Genomic DNA, 18,129 nt, shown 5'->3' on the forward strand with positions numbered 1-18,129 from the left:
TACGTCCGGTTCTAAATGGGAGGGGCGGGAGATAATACTCCCCCTCGACCTAACTTAATCCCATGGTTGGATCTTCCACACTGACTCGTCTATCCTTAGCTACCCCATGCCGCAACTGTGGTGTCCCATTTACTGTGACTTCGACATCCTGAGATTCGACCTGTCGCGCCACTTTCAGATTCTGTTCGACACTATCGGCGACGCTCAGTTGCTGATTTTGCTCCAGCCAAGTTTCTACTGCTTGTACGGCCACAAGCAACTTGGACAAAGCACTAGAGCGTTCCTCTGGATTGTCCCAGTCTATATCTAGTGCCGCTTTCACACTCGAACCACTAACAACTTCTGCTCCCAATTCCATCGCTAGATCCGTCAGCTCCCGCCCCTGCTGACGCGCCCTGAGCGCTCACTGCCTTTTTCAGGACGTGACCCAACAGATTATAAGTATCCTCTACTTTTGCGGCTCCCCACAATGGCGATGAATCCACCGCTGCTCGCAAATTTCTCGATCCAAAACCACCTGTCTGTTTTGCTAGTTCCACAGTGCGTTCAATTAGCCTTCGGTCTAATCGCCGCTTCATCAGTTGAGCGCGAAATCGGACAATTGTTGGTTTACTCAATGGTGGTTGTTCACACTCAAGACAATCTAGTACTAACTGCCAACGTTTATCCATTAATAACGACTCAATTGCTTCGTCATCGCTGGCTCCAGTGTATGCTTGCAGGATAGTGACTAATGCTAATTTCGCCGGCGGTATGGGGGGTTGACCTTTGGGGTTCTCATCAAAGATTTTTGCCAACTCTGTTTGGAATTCATCATCAAATAATTGGTGACGCACTTGCCGCAAGAAAATAAACAGTTTGGCACGTTTGATACGATTAACGATCGCCTGCTCGATGTTTGATAATTCCACTTGCGGATGCCACAAAGGTGGTTGCATTCGTTGAAACCTACTACTCTTAAATGAGAAATACCTTGCAAAACTTCACATAATTGGGCACCGCACAACTCTTGTTTCAGTCCCTTTGGTCATCCTAACCCGGAATTGTCATTACTGTACCGGCGCTCTAGTAATCAAGCGATATGTCACTTGTTCTTCTGGGTTTTCAGGATGCTCAATTGTGTACTCGATAACTCGTACTGATATTGGCTGACAACCCTTTTTTCGTAGCTTTGCAGATGGGTAAATCCATGACAGATAAGAGCCGTCTGACAACGATTTTTCTGCAAAGAATTTAACATTGGCAGGAATTCTACCTAAATAGTCACACCCCTTAGGCACTGTTGTATGTACCATTGCATCCCGTTTGCAATCCCCGATCCCACATCAACAACATCCCTGATGTACTGGTCGGAATAATTTTAATGCCCGCACTCGTTCTCCTATACGGTATGGACACTATTATTGCATCAAATATTATGTGCGTTCCGGCTTCTACTAATATGACTAATCTGACTTTGGGAAAAGCTGCTTGTGTGCCTGGACGACTACTGGGGCGACCAAAAACTCTCGCATTTTCATCACTGTCTGGAACATCAAAACAAGTGCCATCAATCACCACAATTCGTAGTCCATTTAGAAATGCTCCTATTGTCTCAGCAGTCGCCATTGGTTGTACTAACTGGTGAAATAATCGGCTCATTACCCCTGGCCGTAACCGCTGCGCCCGCTTGAGTGATTGCTGATTTACATGGCACTCGCCAATATTTACCAACCTTTACCCATGCCTCAGACATCCCATCAATTAAGTTTTTGAGTACATCCCGCATCGAATCTCTCGACCAAAGGCTCATTGCTACTAGCAGACAGACTACCAAATGTGCTGGTAAAGAACGATTTCTTTCTTCGCTGGCTTTGCTTGTTACGTTAGCGAAGCTCCTCCCTTTGGGAGGCTCGCTCGCTCAATCGCAGTTGCAGGAATGGCTGTCTCTATCGCTTTGAGTAAATCGCTATTTTGTATCGTTGGAGACAATAGTGAGAAATCTTTGAGATGCACCACGGTTAATTTCCACTCTTGGGGATAATCCTTAATTTACACGACTTTGGGGCTTAACTGAACCGTATTGGCTTCTTTCGTGGTCTGCATTCCACTGGGTTCATTACTTACTACCAGTGTGACCGGAGTCAATGACTCTTTTACGTGAGGACGGTGGGACAGACTCCACCGGGAGAGTTAGCTCTCCACTCATTTTATGAGGATTTATTTAATCCTCTAACACTCGACTTTCTACATCGCACCGCTATATTTGCCCCTAGTAATGATAAATATTGATTGATGTCTTAAGGAATCGCAATATTATTTAATTTTTTTCAATAACTGAACAAAAGTTCATCTGTTATTTTAGCGATCGCTTTTCTTCAGTTGTACAAAACCAACCAACGACACTAAAAGTTCTGGAAGACACAACATCTGCTTTTTAGATGCGTTTGCCCTGAGAAATTTCCAGCACAGTTGTTCGCGAAGGAATACTATCAGCGTTGGGAAGTAGAAAATACGATTAATGAATTGAAAATACATCTTCTAGGGCGAAAAACTCACGTTCGGAACATTTTTATTTGTCCAAATCCAAAGAGTTTAATGGTTTCAATAATTACTACAAATCACAGTGTTTAAACTGAAGTAAGACGCGAAAATATCTTTACATATTGCTAAATTATTAAACATTTTTATCAACTATGGTGATTAATCTAAGTTTAATAAATAAAAGTAGTGCTCGCCTATTATTGGATAAATTTTCAAGCGGGTAAAAAACTTCATCATTTATGATTGGCGCTAATTAAATGCGTTTGCCCTGCCAATCACTGGGACTGCCGTACACAAATTGAACCAATTTTAAAATGAGAATTGCTATAATTTTTTTACGGCGGTAGTAAAATAAAGGACAATCGACGAAAATCGAGTCCTGGCTATGACTGCACGCCTGGGATACGGCGTTGCATAATTGAAGGTAGAAGGAGAAAACAGTCGTTTAAGACATTATCTTGCTCGTCTACATCGTAAAACTTTCTGCTACTCTAAGTCAGAAGAAATGCTAAAATTTTCAATTCGATTAGTAATACATTATCTCAAGTACGATTCCGTAGCGCTGCGGGCGCGTAGCGCCCGCAAGTTTGAAGCGATCGCTTGATTCATACTTCCATTCAGGAACGCCCGAGATGCAGTAACGACTATACTGCAGGTTAAAGCCATGTTATTGACTAAGCCCTTCGGGCAAGGCAGAGTCATACTGCAGGGTGCAGAAGGAAAGAAGTTTTTGATTATACTAGAAGCCTTTGTACCTAGCCCAAATTGGGTCCAAGCCCCCACCAAATCTCTAAAAAGGTGCTCTTCAGAGGGTCTGGCTCCCCCCTCTGATTGCCTTTCTTCAATAACGTTATACAAAAATCTGTCTACAGATTGATAGCTAAAAGTATGAACAGAAATTTTATATCTCTCAGCCAGCTTAAAGTAGAGTTAGGTATCTTTTGGGTAATTTTTTTGGTCATCATAGCTGCACTTTTAGCACTGTTATACAGAAACCTGATACTCCAAGGTTACGCTTACCCAAAACTGTTCCACAATCAAATACTTACACCAGAAAGTAATGAAAATAACAATGTTATCACTGAGATCAAATCCCTAATAGTTTGTCAGACAATCAAGCTAGAATACGCCGTTAATCAACTACAAACTGAACTAAGCAAGCGGTTGCAGTTCAAAGAATCGCTCCTGTGTCTTTTCAAGGCATTTGAAGAAGCTAGTGAGGCAATATGCGTCACAGACACTGATGGGAACATCATTGATATTAATAAAGCTTTCCTAAAATTATTTGGGGACTCAATAGACGAGTTCAATGCAGATGGAGGTTTATTCACTCGGTTTGTGACTACTGAAGTTGGACAAGAAATCCACAACCTCATACTTAATGGGTATACCTGGAAAGGTGAGGTAGCAATACGTGTTCACTATGGTGAAATAATCCAAGTCGAACTGTATGCCGACGCCGTTGAGAACCTAACAAGTCAGGTAATAGGACTAGTTTTTAGTATCACCAATGTCACCGAGTACAAGCAAGTAAAAGCAGCATTAAAACAAAGTGAAGAGCGTTTAAATATAGCACTGAAAGCTGCTTGCATGGGTACCTGGGAGTGGAATCTAAAAACTCGAGAGATTATCCGGTCTGATAACCTGGAAATTGTTTTCGGTTTCAACCCAGAAACTTTTAACCGTGACTTTGACACCTTACTAAAATATATTCATCCAGACGACCATGAAAAGTTAACCTCTGTAGTCAGCTATGCTGTTGAGGAACGCATGGACTACAATATTGATTTCCGCTTGTTCCAAAATAACGGAAGCATCCGTTGGGTGGAAGCTAAAGGTCAGATCCTGTATGATGAAACAGGTCAAGCCACACGGATGCTGGAAACATTTCTAGACATTACAGAACGAAAAAAAGCCGAAGATTTACTCAGATAAATTGAAAGTCGTCAGTATCAGATTATATGGTTGCAGATGTACTAAAATAGCGGGTCTTCCGCACTTTTGATGATAGTGTTGGCAATTTACTATAATTGTTTATATGAAGGAAACTCCGTTACTGGTTGACACCGAAGCACTTGAACTAGAAAGCATTACTTCAGAGGAAACTCAAGTCGTACTGGTCGCCAAAACAATCCAATCAGCAGTCCCATGCCCCCGCTGCCACCAAGCTTCATCACGGATACATAGTCGTTACAAACGAACAGTTGCCGACTTACCTTGGCAGGGAGTGACGGTACAGATACAATTGCTCACCCGTCGGTTCTTCTGTATCAATAAAATATGTATGCGGCGGATTTTTTGCGAACGGCTGCCTCGTGTTGTCGCCGCGTATGGCAGGGCAAACGCATCTTAATTAGTCTTGACAAAAACCTTAATTAGTGTATCAACGCAAAAACAAGAATTTATTGTTTGATTGGTTTTTCAGGGGTTAAGGCGATTGCCCTGCATAGCACTGCGCTGGGCGCAATCGCTTAAAACATTGTCAATAAGCGGGGATTAATGCGATTATTTTGGGTTTTATTGACATTGAGAGGTTCTTGTTGACAAGATGCGTTTGCCTTGGCGGCCATCCAGGTTGCTGATCGGTTTCATCTGTTGCAAAACTTAGGCGAAACCCTGGATCAGGTGTTTGGCGCACACAGTCAAGCTATCAAAGCGGTCGCTGTCGAACACAGCCTTTCAAATGCGGGTGGTCAAGACGGGACTACGGTTGTGTTGGTATCACCACCACAACCAACGACTAAAGAGCAACATCGAGCCGAACAACGCAGAACACGCCGACTGACAAACTATCAACAAGTCTGGGACTTACACCACCAAGGCTGGTCAGCACCAGCTGTAGCGAAGCAAATTGGCATTGGACGTACAACTGTGTTTCGCTATAGTAAGGATTTGCGCTTAGTTTCTGATATCATCCCCAAGTGTAAGAACTTGAAGCATTCAAAGTTTCTAGCATCGTCAAACAGTTTTTGGTAGTGCTGGCAGTAATCGTCAATAAACCCTACCGTCGTTACTGCCTCTCTGGGTGCAGTCATTGTCAGGACTTGATTTTTGGAGAATGTCCTTTATTTTACTCTCCCCGAAGTAACAAAAGAGGGTTATACTTGCTCAAATGAACGGCTGGTAAGTCTTCTAAAAAACTTTTCGATCTACTGAATTTAAAAACATTCATCATACTGTTCGCTACACGCAAATGTCTCCCCAACGGTTTGAATCCTTTGATTTTTTTCACTCTCCACCAGTACCTTTAAGTAAAAGCTTCAGGGCGCGATGAATATATGCCTCAAATGGCTCAGTGGCAGGTTTAAAGACCAGCGCATACAACATTGCCCCGCTCATGAGGTCGAAGACCAAATCAGGGTCTGTATCTGCCTGGATTTCATTCCTACCTTTAGCACGTTCAAGCACAACGGAAAAGGCTTGAAGCCGAGGTTTCATGTATTCTGCCCAGTAGACAAAGGCAAACTGAGGACTGCTAGACGCTGTGCTGATGATTAGGGCAATGGTTTGACGAACAAGGGAACTGAGTGTGGCTTTCGCTGCATTCTCGATGAAGATATCAAGATCTCCCCAGAGGCTGCCAGTATCCGGTATCGGGACCTCCTCCCTGAGACTTTTGATCGCGTCTGCAATAAGTTCTTCCTTAGATCTGTACCGTCGATAGATGGTGGGTTTGCCCACCCTAGCACGTGCGGCGATTGCTTCGATGCTCATGCCTTGGTACCCAACCTGCGCCAACTGGTCAAGGGTCGCTTGAATAATCGCTTGATGGGCTTGGACGCTACGTGGGCGTCCAGGTGAGCTTTTGACGTGTTCACTCATAAACTCATCATCCCCAAACGACGTTATCTCGACAATTGGTTGTGTTGCAAAAACCTGTGGTGGTTTGGTAGAAGTGTTATTTATACCAACTGCTTTTTGCCAGAGTCACCCCGTTAATGAACCCCAAGCAACCGTTCAAATGGCGTCACTTTCAATCAGACAACCAGAGTGCTGTGCGTGCGGTGGTACTTGCGCTATCCTTTGAGCTACCGCCATTTGGAAGAGATGATGCTGGAACGGGGACAAGAGAGTGGAGCACACGACAATCTATCGATGGGTTCAAGGCTATGCCCCCGAACTAGATAAACGATGCCGGACTCACCTAGAACGACCAACGACTCATGGCGGGTGGATGAGACGTATATCGCACGTCAAAGGTGAATGGAAATATCTGTATCGGGCAGTGGATTCACAGAGCAATACCCTTGACTTTATGCTGAGTGTGTGGACGAGATGCACTCGAAAGCAGAACGATTCTTCCATAAGGCTTTGAAGGCTAGGCATCACCAGTCGCCACGAGTTATAGATGTGGATAAGAATGCGGCTTATCCGAAAGCGATTGACGAACTCAAAGCAGCACAAACCCTCCCAAAAACCTGCCAATTTCGACAGAATAAGTATTTCAATAATATTGTGGAGCCAGACCACCGACCGATAAAACGGTTGGTCAATCCAGGACTAGGGTTCAAATCATTCCATACAGCATGGCGGACATTGAGAGGTTACCAGACAATGAATATGATCCGAAAAGGACAAATTCAAGGAATCGAAAAAGGAGACATTTCGGGTCAAGTGAAATCTCTTGCCAAAATTTTCGGAGTAGCTGCATAAACAAAACCCGACAACGGGGTTTTTATGCCCTCAAAAAGTTTTTGCAACACAACTCTTGCATCCCGGTAGTTGCTACAGAGAACACATTTACCATAACATCACAAGTTTTTGCAACACAACCAAAAAGTAAGTAGACAATTCAATGGAACGGGTAAAAAGCGCTCCTGGAAGGAGCGCTGTTTCAATTAAGCACTCTATAAAAATAGAACCACAACCTTACAACTATGTTGCAAGTTGACTGTAAAGTCGTTGACCTCAATGAGGCAACATAACATAACGATAGAATGTCTGCTAAGCTTTGTCAGTTATTAAAAGTTATAGTAAAGTTATATCTTTATACCAAAACGTTGTAGTAGTCTGTCAATTTTGAGTTGAGGGATGAAAAAACACGGTAATCTATATAAACTTGAACCGATGCTGTGTGTGATGCCCAAGAAAAAATACGTCGTCCGCCTAACCTCCAAAGAACGAGAATACGCGCGAAAAATTAACAACAAAGGGTAAAGAAAGTGCGTACAAAATAAATCATGCGCGTGTATTACTGAAAGCTGACATCAATCAAAAGGAGGGAGGTTGGACAGATCAAGCGATTGCCCTTTGGGCAGTGCGCTCCGCGCAATCGCCAAAGCTCTAGATCTTAGCGTTGCGACCATCGAACGGGTACGGCAGCAATTTGTGGAGTTGAGTCTAGAAGCAGCTCTCAACCGAAAAGCTCAAACCAAACACAAACCACGACGGTTGGACGGAGACGGGGAAGCACATTTGGTAGCCATTACTTGTAGCAGTCCTCCCTGTGGTAGTGCCCGTTGGACATTACGACTGTTGGCACAACGGCTGGTCGAGTTGGAGGAAGTGGAGAGCATTTCTCATGAAACGATTCGTCAGACACTAAAAAAAACCAACTTAAACCAAGGTTTATCGCGAATCTTGGATAATTCCCCCCGAAGCTTCAGCCGAGTTTGTTTGCCACATGGAAGATGTACTTGATGTTTACAAGCGTCCTTATGACCCCCAATATCCGGTCGTTTGTTTTGATGAGAGTAACAAGCAGTTGGTAGCAGAAATTGCCGAACCCTTGCCAATAGAACCAGGTCAACCCCCACGCTACGACTACCTGTAACGAACTGCAAACAAGAACGCTTCAAACCGCAAACAAGTCAAAATTGAAACCACATTAAGGCTCTTGGCAGAATTTGGTGATCCTGGTTGGGGTAAGGCAGCTATGCTGAGGGCAGCTATGCTGAAGGAGGAAAAAGGAAGAAGGAAGAAGTAAAATTTTAATCTTTTAGCTTGTTTAAAGTTGCAACTAATATACTTTGCATTTCTTCAACTTCATTCAATAATGGAGTGAAAAGCTCTTTCTGTGCTAAATCAACTTCCTTAGCAATTATTAATTGTGTATCAAGCTCTCTCAAAGACCCTAACGCAATATGTAAAAACTGTATGTACTCTTGTTTTGAACGTCTGCCATAACCTTCAGCAATATTGGATGCAACAGATACTCCGGAACGTCGTATTTGGCTTGTCAAACCATATAATTCCGATTTAGGGAATAAACGCGTAAATTTATAGCAATTAATGGCAAGCTGAACTGCTCGTTGCCATATAAACTGATTTCTATAACTCATAAGTTAAGTTGGAAGTTTGAAAGAAAAGAAGTTTGAAGTATTCAAAATTATATCCCTCAGGTCGCCAACAAAAATCGTCGCTCAAGCAAATCTATCTTTGCGCGACCATACATCTGCCGCTTTAACATCTTCAGTCGATAAGGTTGCCCTTCTACTGGACCATTGCTGACTGACATTGTTAGACCTGCTTTAACAGCATCGTAATCTTCACGTAAACGCAACGCATTGCGACCAAAAGCAGAAAGATTGCTACTGTCTGCTTGAGTGAGCCACTCGTCAAGTTGTAATGGCGTAAGAGTGCGTACCATTTGAGCAAAGCCTTGAGCTAATTCAATGGCTTGAGCTAAATCGGGGTGCTGGGCTATTAGCAATGCAATTAGTTGTTCATCATTTGGCTCAAGTGATTCCTGTTTGCGTAGCACCAACCATGCTGCACGACGAGGCGTCAGGCGAAGTTTCTCAGGTTCAGCAACTTTTGGTAGAACCTGTTTTGAATATCGTTGTCGAGGTTTGAGTCCTTGTGAATGACGGATGCGACGGGTATAGCGAGCTACGGTATCATAACTACCTGTGTAACCCTGCTTTTGAATTTCATGAAGGGACTTCCAAAGAATAAATTATCCCAAAAAAATCTAGAGGCAATCTTCAACAGACAATGATAATCGTTAGGAGGAGGAAGAAAGCGGTTGCTGTCAGCAACCGCTTTCTTCCCCTCAAGTATGCCTGAACAGTCTGCACTCCACAGTTTCTGCGCGAAGTGAGATGGTGTTGATTTAATATTCGTCTAGAGCTTCAGCAGACTTTGATAACTATTTTAAAACTTAAGTTTTTCCACAACAGATATCAATAAACCAATTCCCTAAATCGGGAAAAAGCTCATGGGTAGAATTGGTCAATCGCTCGATTTGTTCTTCAATTTTAGACATAGCTTTTTTTGTAAGCTTAATTATTAAATTTACTATAAAGGGGGCACTCAGGGCTGCCGTCGGCAGCCCTGAGTGCCCCCTTGAATGTGATTATCATTATTGATAATTGGGATACTTTATTTTCTGGAAGTCCCTTAAGCGACTTTATCCCTCAATTATTTCTTGACAGACTAGTAGGGCGGGGAAGTTGAAAATAAAAAAGCGCTCCTTCCAGGAGCGCTTTTACCGTTTCTCTATGAAGATGCGCCTAATTAGCCTGCCTTTGCAGGCTTTGTTTGTGTAGCCCGAGGCTTTAGCCTATGGGTGAATAAAGCGCAACCTCACATAGAATTGGTATTACATCAATTCAGTAAATCAGCTTTAGGTAAAGTACTCTTAAAAACCGACCACTGAAATCTGAATTTGGATGAGTTTACCCATTGATAACAGGAGCAGTGAGAGCAACTGGCTCAGTTTCTCCAGCAGCTAAGTCGAGGGGGAAGTTATGAGCATTGCGCTCGTGCATTACTTCCATACCCAAGTTGGCACGGTTCAATATATCAGCCCAAGTATTAATCACACGACCTTGTGAGTCTAGAACGGACTGGTTAAAGTTGAATCCGTTCAAGTTGAATGCCATCGTGCTGATACCCAATGCGGTGAACCAGATACCAATTACGGGTAACGAAGCTAGAACGAAGTGCAATGAACGGCTGTTGCTCCAACCAAAGTTTTGCCAAATTAAGCGTCCAAAGTAACCGTGGGCAGCCATGATCATGTATGTCTCTTCTTCCTGACCAAACTTGTAGCCGTAGTTCTGAGATTCGTTCTCGGTGGTCTCACGTACCAAGCTGGAGGTTACCAGAGAACCGTGCATAGCACAAGCCAAAGCGCCTCCGAATACACCTACAACACCCAGCTGATGGAAAGGGTGCATCAGGATGTTGTGCTCCGCTTGGAACACAAACATAAAGTTGAAGGTTCCGCTGATGCCCAAAGGCATACCATCAGAGAAGGAACCTTGTCCGATGGGGTAAATCAAGAATACTGCGGTAGCAGAAGCCAAAGGCGCAGAGTATGCTACGCAGATCCAGGGGCGCATACCCAAGCGGTAGGACAACTCCCACTGACGACCCAGGTAGCAGAAGCAACCAATGAGGAAGTGGAAGATGACCAACTGGTATGGACCACCGTTGTACAACCACTCATCTAAGGAAGCTGCTTCCCAGATGGGGTAGAAGTGCAAACCAATGGCATTGGAAGAAGGAACAACAGCACCAGAAATAATGTTGTTGCCGTAGATTAAGGAACCTGCAACAGGCTCGCGGATACCATCGATGTCAACGGGAGGTGCAGCGATGAAGGCGATAATGAAGCAGATAGTAGCGGCAAGCAGGGTGGGAATCATCAGCACGCCGAACCAACCGATGTATAAACGGTTGTCAATGCTGGTGATCCACTCACAAAACCTCTCCCATACATTAGCGCTTGAGCGTCTTTGTAAAGTTGTAGTCATAGTTTGGATGATTGCACTATTACAACAAATTGATTGTTAGGTTGTTGCCCTCAACGAGGCAACATAACTTAACTATAGAATGTGTGCTAATTTTTGTCAGTTAGTATAACTTAGTTATAGTAATATAACTAAGTTATAAATGTAATTTTTTTAGTTCGTTTTTCGATTAAATAGTACAGCTAAAAGGAGAGCGAAAAATTTCGGGGGAGATGAGGGACACAACGCGGTAAGATGACTCAATGTCTGATTCTTCTGAACCCGTCATATATCAACTAAAGGTGGTGCTGTTGGGCATCAGCCCAATGATTTGGCGGCGCATACTTGTCAGCAGCGACAGCACGATAGAAGACTTGCATTACACGATCCAGCTGGCAATGGGGTGGGAGGATATTCACCTGCACCATTTCATCATCCACGGTAAGCAGTATGGGATTACCCAACCAGGGCAAACGCATCTAAATAAGACTTGACAAAAAAATAAATATATGGGGGTAAAGAGAAAAGATGGCGATGGTTGTGCTGATGATTCCACTGTCAGGCGATGCGGAAGCCGCCGCTGCGCGTACGCATCGAATGTAGAACATGGATTGACCGAAAAGGCGGCGATGGTTGTGCTGATAATTCCACTGTCAGGCGATGCGGAAGCCGCCGCTGCGCGTACGCATCGAATGTCAGTAGACCGAAAAATGAATGCGATTGCATGATTGGACGCTCGCTTTGCGCAATCGCAATTCGTGCGGAGCGAGCCATAAACAATGCGAACTTTACCCCTTTTCCATACAGGGGAAAGTCAGCCTCTCTTGAGCGTGATATTCTCAGGAAGCAGAACCAGAAGAATTACAATTTGATTTCTCCTTGAATGAAGATCAAGCCTAAAATCACCATTGCTGATCACTTTGCACAGATAGAAGATCCACGAATAGATCGCACGAAACGACATAAGTTAATCGATATTATTACCATTGCCATCTGTGGGGTGATTTGTGGAGCGGATAGTTGGGTGGCAATTGAGACGTATGGATGCGCAAAGTATGAATGGTTAAAAATGTTTTTAGAATTACCAAATGGCATACCCATGCCTACGGCACGCTTCGCGAACACATGATACTTTTGCACGAGTATTTGCACTGATTAATCCCCAACAGTTCCAGGAATGTTTCCTGAACTGGATGAAATCAATACATAAGATAACTTCAGGTGAAGTTGTTGCAATTGATGGAAAAACGTTATGTAACTCCGATTGACTTGGGTAATGAACAAGGCGCAATGTTCATTTGGTGAGTGCGTGGGCAACTGCAAACAAATTAGTGTTGGGACAAGTCAAAGTAGATTGCAAATCAAATGAAATTACGGCAATACCAGAACTAATTAAGGTTTTAGAATTATCTGGTTGTATTGTTACTATAGATGCTATAGGGTGTCAAAAAGAGATTGTCAAATTAATTGTCAACAAAGAAGCAGATTACATTATTACCTTAAAAAAGAATCAAGGTAACCTTCATACTGAGGTTGAACAGTTATTTAAAGATGCGATAAGTAATGGCTTTGATGACTGGGAATACAGTACGTATAAGAACCAAGAAATGTCACATGGACGGCAGGAAATACGCCATTATCTAATGTTATCTAATATAAGTGAGCGTTTAGACCCAGAACAAAAATGGGCAAAATTTAATAGTGTAGGTATGGTAGAGTACATCCGCACCCTTAATGGTAAAACAACGGTGGAAACCCGTTACTATATTAGTAGTCGAGCGCAATAATGCCCAAAAGTTTGCAGAGTCGGTACGGAGTCATTGGGGAATAGAAAATTCATTACACTGGGTACTGGATGTTGCTTTTAGGGAAGATGACTGTCGAATTAGAAAAGATAACGCTCCACAGAATTTTGCAGTTTTACGCTGCTATTGCAGTCAATCTTTTAGGTAAAGAGAAAAGTGTCAAAGTCGGTCTAAAAAATAAGCAGTTTCTCGCAGCAATGGATAACAAATATGAGCGCGAGAGTTTTAGCGCTAGCTGAAGCGAGCTTCTAAATACTTCAATTTTATGCTCTGCCTGAATTTTTTACTAGCTTCAGAGATAGTAAACTATTTCAGGAGGACTTATTCTTGAACTTTTTTTAGCATTATTAGTGAATTCTTACATTTCAGATAAAAGAATTTATATCAAAGTCGAATTATTGATTTACTGTGTTTATTATATCGGTCATTTTTGCAATTTTTTAGATAATTTTGAAATTTTCATTAATTCATATCAATAATTAAGATGCGTTTCCCCTGGTATTCACCCTGTTTCTACAGGCGTTGAACCCTCGTAAATTGGCGAAGGTATTGATCAGCTTCTCACAATCTTGCTGAGTTATTCGCGATCGCCCCCTAGACCGAGCTTCCATCCCACCCTAACGATCCCAGCGCATTCACTGTTTTTTTGTTCGATTTATTACTTTTTACTCCAGTGATACTACTTGGTGCGGAATATGGGATTTAATGAAAGGCAAAAGGTCAAACTCTTGACGAATATCTAAGAGTGATCGATCTAGAAGCGGTTCAAAATTCAGAAACGGAACATAACGGTGACGCTTGCGAGTTTTGAACCACATCATAATTAGCTCTGGCAGCAGTCGTGGCAATACCAGGAAAATTGACCCATACAACCATAGCAACCCATGCTGCTTCACCAAGTCGTCATACATGATGCTGACCGCAGGACCGATTGTGGGATCTTTGAGCGCACGTAGGTGGTCACGAAACTTGTAGTCGCTTGCCCACCAAGTCAGCGGCAACAATTTGGTTTCGTCATACATACTTGTATCACAGCCAAAAATGATGTGGGTGACATCGTGCGCCAGCAAAATTTTTGCAAATTCTTGTGATAGTTCCCTTGGATCAGTGAGATTCGAGTTCACAGCATAGTATTCATCGAGTCCTTGTCGAAGGGTCTGGGTGCTGTTTTTGTCTGTGTAACGAGGGTGTGAATGTTGACTCATAATTGCCTCTGTTACGATACGATATCGTAAATTATAATACCATCAATGAGTGATACCGCTAAAAAGCCATTGGGACGGCCCCGAAGTACCCAATCTCATCAAGCGATTCTGCAAGCGACCCTGGAACTGCTGGCAGAAGTTGGATTCGAGCGCATGAGCATGAACGCAATTGCAACCCGTGCTGGAGTTGGAAAACCCATAATTTACCGACGATACAAATCGAAAGAAGAACTTGTTGCGGACGCAATTGAAAGTAAACTATTCAAGTGGACTTACAAAGGTCGTCCACCAATACTTCTCGGTTAAGCCCAAAATCAGGTAGATTAACTGTTATTCTCTAACAGGCGATTGCGCGGAGCGCAGTGCCCAAAGGGCAATCGCTAAATTGGTTCATCTCAAAGAATTCTCCTTCATATCTCCAGTAATCGAATCATCTGAGGTATTCAGGGCGATAGAAACAGCTATACCCTCAGATGCCATTGAACAGGCAATTGGCAAGACAAACAGCCAACAAGAGCGTCAAAGAAAACTTCCATCCCAGTTGGTGATCACTCTAGTAATCGCTATGAGTCTGTGGCCATCGGTAACGATTACGAACAGTGCTGAAAAATCTCGTGAATGGTTTGAGCAGGAAATGGATTGCTGTAGCTAAGTATTGGCATTTTCCCAAGCAGTTCATCAATTAGTGAAGCCAGACAACGGGTAGGATGCCGAGTGATGAACCAATTATTTGAAAGTGTTGTCCGTCCTTTAGCAACACCTCAAACTCCAGGCGCTTTTTTGGGTGGATTGCTCATCAATTGCAGTAGACGGAACAGTTATGGATGTGCCGGATAGCGAGGCGAATGCTAGAGTTTTTGGTTATCCTGGGACACGTCGAGGTACTAAAGCGGCTTTCCCCAAAGTGAGATTAGTTCTGCTGATTGAAACAGGGACTCATTTGATAGTGGATGCCTTGATATGCCCATATCGCATCGGAGAGCGTGTCCGGGTGCAAAAACTGCTACGCTCAGTTACAAATGGGATGTTGTTGATGTGGGACAGAGGGTTGCATTCTTATAAAATGGTAAATGCGACACTTAAATAATCGTGTCACTACTTAGGACGATTGCCTGCTAACGTTAAATTCGAGGTCGAACAAGTTTTAGATGATGGATCTTATTTGAGTTGGATTTACCCAGATGGTAAGTCTCGGAAAAAAGGTGCCCAGTGGATTCAGGTGCGAGTCATTGAGTACACTATTGACTGTGATGAGGTCCAAAAAACTTACCGTCTGATTAGCAGTTTGATGGATATTACTGTGTTCCCAGCTTTGTTGCTAGCATCCGAATACCACCAACGTTGGGAAATAGAAAATACCATCGATGAACTTAAAACCCATCTCCTAAGTCGCAAAACTCCCATCCGCTCTCTCAAAGAACGCGAGCCAGCAGGGGCGATTAGTATTCGCGGCAGTTCCGGTCAACCATTGATGGCATCAAAGTGGGGTGATAAAGGTGCCGAAATAGCTTCACGGGACGCAGGAACATTTGTAGTTGGCTCCCTTGCTAAAGTGGGTAAGGTACTCAATCAACCCAAAGAAGAACAATACTCCGCTTCTAATGGGTTTGGCGGTACAACAACTTTTTCTTCCACCAGGCGAGGCGGTCCCAATATCTTGGGAGCGGTTTTGGAAGGAGGGTTTGAACCGCTGACTGAACAAATTTTAGAACGCAACAGACGGGCGCTTTCAGAAATTCAACAACGAGAAGAGGTTTGGTACGTCCGTCCAGGCACAGATGTGCAAGTGTTTATCAACCAATCTTTTCAATTTTAAACACTTTTAACCATGAAATCTTTTCTTCGACATTTGGCTGTCATCGCTTCTATATCTACTGCGCTGACCTTTGCTGCTGGTATTCTGCCAGTAGTTGCTGGCGAAACTACTGGTTCCAGTCAAGCTTCCCAAGGGGTGCGACGTATCTCACAAGACATAGCAACTGGTCACAGTGGAAGTGAGATACCGCTAATTGAATTGTCGCCGGGGTATGGAGTTAATATTTCATTCATTCCCAGTGGCGAGATAGTAGAGAAAGTATGGCTGGATAACCCTGCGATCGCTTCTTTAGATGTTGATGGTTGTTTGTCGGGGTTGGGACGAGAGTGCGACTCTCCAGGGGCGACTGTGTTGCATCTGCGGCGAATCAACCCGTTAAACGTGCCGCAATTGCTTAAGACAAATAGCAGCTTACTGACGGTAGTAGCAAGGGGTGACTCTGGGCGACGGGTGTATTTATTTCGAGTAGTGATGGGCAATACAAACCCCAAATATCACACAATCGAGGTCACATCTGCCGCCCAGGAAGAACGTGAAATTAGGGAATTGTCCCCACAATATCAGAATTTACTCTTTATAAGTCGGGGGCTAAAGATTGCCCAACAACAACGTTTAATTTCACCCGAATCCCGCTTATGTGTAGCGGCTTGCAAATATAAACACTCCGGCTTGCAAACAAGATAATTACTGGCTCACATTAATTGCAAATAAGAACGCACTCCGGCTCAAATTAATTGCAACTCGGCTCAAATTAATTGCAACTGGCTTGCAATCATAAATCTCGGCTCATATTAAATGCAAATAGGCGAATGTTAGCAGATGCGCTTGAGGATCTGCTCAAATTGGCAGTCCCGCCGCCAGCATTAGCTCCTGCAATTCACGGGCACGCGCTGGTTCAAGCTGACCGCGAAACAGTGATTTAATTTCGGCGGGTTTGGCATTAAACTGTTCAGCCAAGCCTTTGGTGTCATATCCATGCCTTTTGAGAGTAGGTTCCAAATCATCAATCTGCTTCGATAAAACCGACTCAACAATCGCGCCCTGTACTGGTTTTTCTCCAAGTTGGTAGGCAGCCTCAAAGGCTAGCGTCAAATGTTGTTCAATTTGTAGTGGCGTCCTTAGTCGTGTGGCAAGTAAGTCAATAGCTTCCGCTTCTAATATGTCACCAATTTGAGTTCCCTCAGTAGTACATTTAGATACCAGCCATTCAATATATTCTCGTTGACTGCCAACAATACCATCTAGGGAGAAGACTGTTGAGCGATACCCAATTTCTTCCATCGTTGGACGGCGCAAATCATTTTTCAGTTTGGGATGACCAGCTAGCACCACCGAAAGGGTGCCACCACCGTCTTCAACTACCTCCATTAACCGTTTGAGTCCAGATAGAGTACTATAGTGTAGGTCGTGAGCCTCATCAACAAACAGCGCCACTGGCTTTTTACCCTTCTTGACCAGATCCCGCAGTTCCCGTTCCCGTTTTTCGCCAACTTTAGGAATTTTAATTTCCTTGTCTGCCGACAAATCGTAGAACAAAGCAGATATCAGTGTTGGCAGCGTCGTGCGGTCTTTATCCACAGAAAGCGACTTCGATACCAGGATTTTACCTTCTTTGTCTAAAACTTCAAATAAACGTCGTAAAGTGGTCGTCTTGCCACACCCAATAATCCCCGTAAGGGCAACCAGTTTCCCTGAATAGATGGCGGCTTTAATGTCTTTGAACATTTGCTTTTGGTGGTCTGTCTCGTAGTACCCGACCTTGGGAAACTCCTTAACCAAGCCAAAGTGTTCCATAACCTCAGTGAGCATGTTGTTCTCCCCCTTTTGGCTGTTGGAAGTACTGCCGCACCCTCTCCATGAGCGCCTTTTTGTTCAAAGTCTCGGCTAGCAATGCATCAATAAATGCTCGCTGTTCGGCTGATAATTTCGCCAGTGGTTGAGCAAGATATTCTGCAATCGCCCGTTTCGCCAACAGTGCGGTAGGATATGTAAATTCTTGGAACGGGTCTGGGTCGCTAAAGGGTATGACGGTTGACTCCGGTACTTTGTATAGCTATAGCCAGTCTAATTAGGACGTGGACTATAATAATTGCGATCACTTC

17 protein-coding genes and 7 pseudogenes are annotated in these 18,129 nt (G+C 43.6%); 13 read left to right on the top strand and 11 right to left on the bottom strand.

Annotated elements, in window-relative coordinates:
• Positions 1 to 49: 49 nt before the first annotated feature.
• The 3 genes and pseudogenes from ACM0OZ_RS44305 to ACM0OZ_RS44315 form a co-directional block, all read right to left on the bottom strand.
• Positions 50 to 358 carry a hypothetical protein gene (locus ACM0OZ_RS44305; protein ID WP_414589280.1) on the bottom strand — a complete coding sequence of 103 codons (309 nt, stop codon included), beginning with the start codon at positions 356 to 358 and terminating at the stop codon, positions 50 to 52.
• Positions 333 to 938 (bottom strand): transposase, encoded by a 606-nt coding sequence (locus tag ACM0OZ_RS44310; RefSeq protein ID WP_414589281.1) that lies wholly within the window; start codon positions 936 to 938, stop codon positions 333 to 335. The genes ACM0OZ_RS44305 and ACM0OZ_RS44310 overlap by 26 nt, the downstream gene beginning before the upstream one ends.
• Positions 939 to 1,067: 129 nt before the next feature.
• Positions 1,068 to 1,855: pseudogene (locus ACM0OZ_RS44315) on the bottom strand (transposase domain-containing protein); the annotation flags it as partial.
• Positions 1,856 to 2,944: 1,089 nt separating this feature from the next.
• Between ACM0OZ_RS44315 and ACM0OZ_RS44320 the strand changes: the two are divergent.
• The 4 genes and pseudogenes from ACM0OZ_RS44320 to ACM0OZ_RS44335 form a co-directional block, all read left to right on the top strand.
• Positions 2,945 to 3,127 (top strand): annotated as a pseudogene (locus ACM0OZ_RS44320) (IS1 family transposase); the annotation flags it as partial.
• A 284-nt stretch (positions 3,128 to 3,411) separates the two neighbouring features.
• Entirely contained in the window at positions 3,412 to 4,458 is a 1,047-nt protein-coding gene (locus tag ACM0OZ_RS44325) for a PAS domain-containing protein (RefSeq protein WP_414589282.1), read from the top strand.
• Between the two features lie 103 nt (positions 4,459 to 4,561).
• Entirely contained in the window at positions 4,562 to 4,876 is a 315-nt protein-coding gene (locus ACM0OZ_RS44330; protein WP_414589284.1) for a transposase family protein, read from the top strand.
• Between the two features lie 359 nt (positions 4,877 to 5,235).
• A pseudogene (locus tag ACM0OZ_RS44335) lies at positions 5,236 to 5,364 on the top strand (hypothetical protein); the annotation flags it as partial.
• A 44-nt stretch (positions 5,365 to 5,408) separates the two neighbouring features.
• Here the strand turns inward: ACM0OZ_RS44335 and ACM0OZ_RS44340 are convergent.
• Both ACM0OZ_RS44340 and ACM0OZ_RS44345 read right to left on the bottom strand, forming a co-directional pair.
• Positions 5,409 to 5,558: pseudogene (locus tag ACM0OZ_RS44340) on the bottom strand (IS701 family transposase); the annotation flags it as partial.
• Positions 5,559 to 5,751: 193 nt separating this feature from the next.
• A complete protein-coding gene (locus tag ACM0OZ_RS44345) occupies positions 5,752 to 6,345 on the bottom strand; it encodes a TetR/AcrR family transcriptional regulator (protein WP_414589285.1) in 594 nt (197 codons plus the stop codon).
• 116 nt (positions 6,346 to 6,461) lie between these two features.
• Between ACM0OZ_RS44345 and ACM0OZ_RS44350 the strand changes: the two are divergent.
• From ACM0OZ_RS44350 to ACM0OZ_RS44360, 3 genes and pseudogenes are all read left to right on the top strand, one after another.
• A pseudogene (locus ACM0OZ_RS44350) lies at positions 6,462 to 7,176 on the top strand (IS6 family transposase).
• A gap of 573 nt (positions 7,177 to 7,749) precedes the next feature.
• Positions 7,750 to 8,163: a helix-turn-helix domain-containing protein gene (locus tag ACM0OZ_RS44355; RefSeq protein ID WP_414589286.1), complete on the top strand. Its 414-nt coding sequence runs from the start codon at positions 7,750 to 7,752 to the stop codon at positions 8,161 to 8,163.
• Positions 8,147 to 8,296, top strand: coding sequence for a hypothetical protein (locus tag ACM0OZ_RS44360; protein ID WP_414589287.1), 150 nt, complete (start codon positions 8,147 to 8,149; stop codon positions 8,294 to 8,296). Before ACM0OZ_RS44355 ends, ACM0OZ_RS44360 begins: the two co-directional genes overlap by 17 nt.
• A 157-nt stretch (positions 8,297 to 8,453) precedes the next feature.
• Here the strand turns inward: ACM0OZ_RS44360 and ACM0OZ_RS44365 are convergent, their stop codons facing one another.
• From ACM0OZ_RS44365 to psbA, 3 genes are all read right to left on the bottom strand, one after another.
• Positions 8,454 to 8,804, bottom strand: coding sequence for a four helix bundle protein (locus tag ACM0OZ_RS44365; protein ID WP_414589288.1), 351 nt, complete (start codon positions 8,802 to 8,804; stop codon positions 8,454 to 8,456).
• 56 nt (positions 8,805 to 8,860) lie between these two features.
• A complete protein-coding gene (locus tag ACM0OZ_RS44370) occupies positions 8,861 to 9,418 on the bottom strand; it encodes a transposase (RefSeq protein WP_414589297.1) in 558 nt (185 codons plus the stop codon).
• A gap of 724 nt (positions 9,419 to 10,142) precedes the next feature.
• Complete coding sequence (gene psbA, locus ACM0OZ_RS44375; RefSeq protein ID WP_414589289.1) at positions 10,143 to 11,225, bottom strand: photosystem II q(b) protein; 1,083 nt, start codon at positions 11,223 to 11,225, stop codon at positions 10,143 to 10,145.
• 239 nt (positions 11,226 to 11,464) lie between these two features.
• On the opposite strand from psbA, the gene ACM0OZ_RS44380 reads away from it, so the two are divergent.
• From ACM0OZ_RS44380 to ACM0OZ_RS44390, 3 genes and pseudogenes are all read left to right on the top strand, one after another.
• A complete protein-coding gene (locus ACM0OZ_RS44380) occupies positions 11,465 to 11,695 on the top strand; it encodes a plasmid pRiA4b ORF-3 family protein (RefSeq protein WP_414589290.1) in 231 nt (76 codons plus the stop codon).
• 15 nt (positions 11,696 to 11,710) lie between these two features.
• Positions 11,711 to 11,929 carry a hypothetical protein gene (locus ACM0OZ_RS44385; RefSeq protein ID WP_414589291.1) on the top strand — a complete coding sequence of 73 codons (219 nt, stop codon included), beginning with the start codon at positions 11,711 to 11,713 and terminating at the stop codon, positions 11,927 to 11,929.
• Between the two features lie 155 nt (positions 11,930 to 12,084).
• A pseudogene (locus ACM0OZ_RS44390) lies at positions 12,085 to 13,245 on the top strand (ISAs1 family transposase).
• Positions 13,246 to 13,671: 426 nt separating this feature from the next.
• Here the strand turns inward: ACM0OZ_RS44390 and ACM0OZ_RS44395 are convergent.
• Entirely contained in the window at positions 13,672 to 14,211 is a 540-nt protein-coding gene (locus tag ACM0OZ_RS44395; RefSeq protein ID WP_414589292.1) for a hypothetical protein, read from the bottom strand.
• A 45-nt stretch (positions 14,212 to 14,256) separates the two neighbouring features.
• Between ACM0OZ_RS44395 and ACM0OZ_RS44400 the strand changes: the two genes are divergently transcribed.
• The 3 genes and pseudogenes from ACM0OZ_RS44400 (at position 14,257) to ACM0OZ_RS44410 (ending at position 16,711) form a co-directional block, all read left to right on the top strand.
• Positions 14,257 to 14,517 carry a TetR/AcrR family transcriptional regulator gene (locus ACM0OZ_RS44400; RefSeq protein ID WP_414589293.1) on the top strand — a complete coding sequence of 87 codons (261 nt, stop codon included), beginning with the start codon at positions 14,257 to 14,259 and terminating at the stop codon, positions 14,515 to 14,517.
• Positions 14,518 to 14,635: 118 nt separating this feature from the next.
• Positions 14,636 to 15,637: pseudogene (locus ACM0OZ_RS44405) on the top strand (IS4 family transposase); the annotation flags it as partial.
• Between the two features lie 402 nt (positions 15,638 to 16,039).
• Positions 16,040 to 16,711 (top strand): hypothetical protein, encoded by a 672-nt coding sequence (locus ACM0OZ_RS44410; RefSeq protein WP_414589294.1) that lies wholly within the window; start codon positions 16,040 to 16,042, stop codon positions 16,709 to 16,711.
• Positions 16,712 to 16,864: 153 nt separating this feature from the next.
• Here the strand turns inward: ACM0OZ_RS44410 and ACM0OZ_RS44415 are convergent, their stop codons facing one another.
• Together ACM0OZ_RS44415 and ACM0OZ_RS44420 are read right to left on the bottom strand one after the other, a co-directional pair.
• Entirely contained in the window at positions 16,865 to 17,836 is a 972-nt protein-coding gene (locus ACM0OZ_RS44415) for an ExeA family protein (RefSeq protein WP_414589295.1), read from the bottom strand.
• Positions 17,826 to 17,999 carry a hypothetical protein gene (locus ACM0OZ_RS44420; protein WP_414589296.1) on the bottom strand — a complete coding sequence of 58 codons (174 nt, stop codon included), beginning with the start codon at positions 17,997 to 17,999 and terminating at the stop codon, positions 17,826 to 17,828. Before ACM0OZ_RS44420 ends, ACM0OZ_RS44415 begins: the two co-directional genes overlap by 11 nt.
• Positions 18,000 to 18,129: the final 130 nt, after the last annotated feature.

The sequence above is a fragment of the Scytonema sp. PCC 10023 genome, from assembly GCF_963920835.1.
In the GTDB taxonomy this organism is placed as follows: Bacteria; Cyanobacteriota; Cyanobacteriia; order Cyanobacteriales; family Nostocaceae; genus Kalymmatonema.

Coding starts and splice junctions, on each gene's coding strand:
- psbA (WP_414589289.1), bottom strand. CDS start 11,225: ATGACTACAACTTTACAAAGACGCTCAAGCGCTAATGTATGGGAGAGG.
- ACM0OZ_RS44385 (WP_414589291.1), top strand. CDS start 11,711: ATGGGGGTAAAGAGAAAAGATGGCGATGGTTGTGCTGATGATTCCACT.
- ACM0OZ_RS44310 (WP_414589281.1), bottom strand. CDS start 938: ATGCAACCACCTTTGTGGCATCCGCAAGTGGAATTATCAAACATCGAG.
- ACM0OZ_RS44325 (WP_414589282.1), top strand. CDS start 3,412: ATGAACAGAAATTTTATATCTCTCAGCCAGCTTAAAGTAGAGTTAGGT.
- ACM0OZ_RS44345 (WP_414589285.1), bottom strand. CDS start 6,345: ATGAGTGAACACGTCAAAAGCTCACCTGGACGCCCACGTAGCGTCCAA.
- ACM0OZ_RS44380 (WP_414589290.1), top strand. CDS start 11,465: ATGTCTGATTCTTCTGAACCCGTCATATATCAACTAAAGGTGGTGCTG.
- ACM0OZ_RS44395 (WP_414589292.1), bottom strand. CDS start 14,211: ATGAGTCAACATTCACACCCTCGTTACACAGACAAAAACAGCACCCAG.
- ACM0OZ_RS44305 (WP_414589280.1), bottom strand. CDS start 358: ATGGAATTGGGAGCAGAAGTTGTTAGTGGTTCGAGTGTGAAAGCGGCA.
- ACM0OZ_RS44360 (WP_414589287.1), top strand. CDS start 8,147: ATGGAAGATGTACTTGATGTTTACAAGCGTCCTTATGACCCCCAATAT.
- ACM0OZ_RS44400 (WP_414589293.1), top strand. CDS start 14,257: ATGAGTGATACCGCTAAAAAGCCATTGGGACGGCCCCGAAGTACCCAA.
- ACM0OZ_RS44330 (WP_414589284.1), top strand. CDS start 4,562: ATGAAGGAAACTCCGTTACTGGTTGACACCGAAGCACTTGAACTAGAA.
- ACM0OZ_RS44410 (WP_414589294.1), top strand. CDS start 16,040: ATGAAATCTTTTCTTCGACATTTGGCTGTCATCGCTTCTATATCTACT.
- ACM0OZ_RS44415 (WP_414589295.1), bottom strand. CDS start 17,836: ATGCTCACTGAGGTTATGGAACACTTTGGCTTGGTTAAGGAGTTTCCC.
- ACM0OZ_RS44365 (WP_414589288.1), bottom strand. CDS start 8,804: ATGAGTTATAGAAATCAGTTTATATGGCAACGAGCAGTTCAGCTTGCC.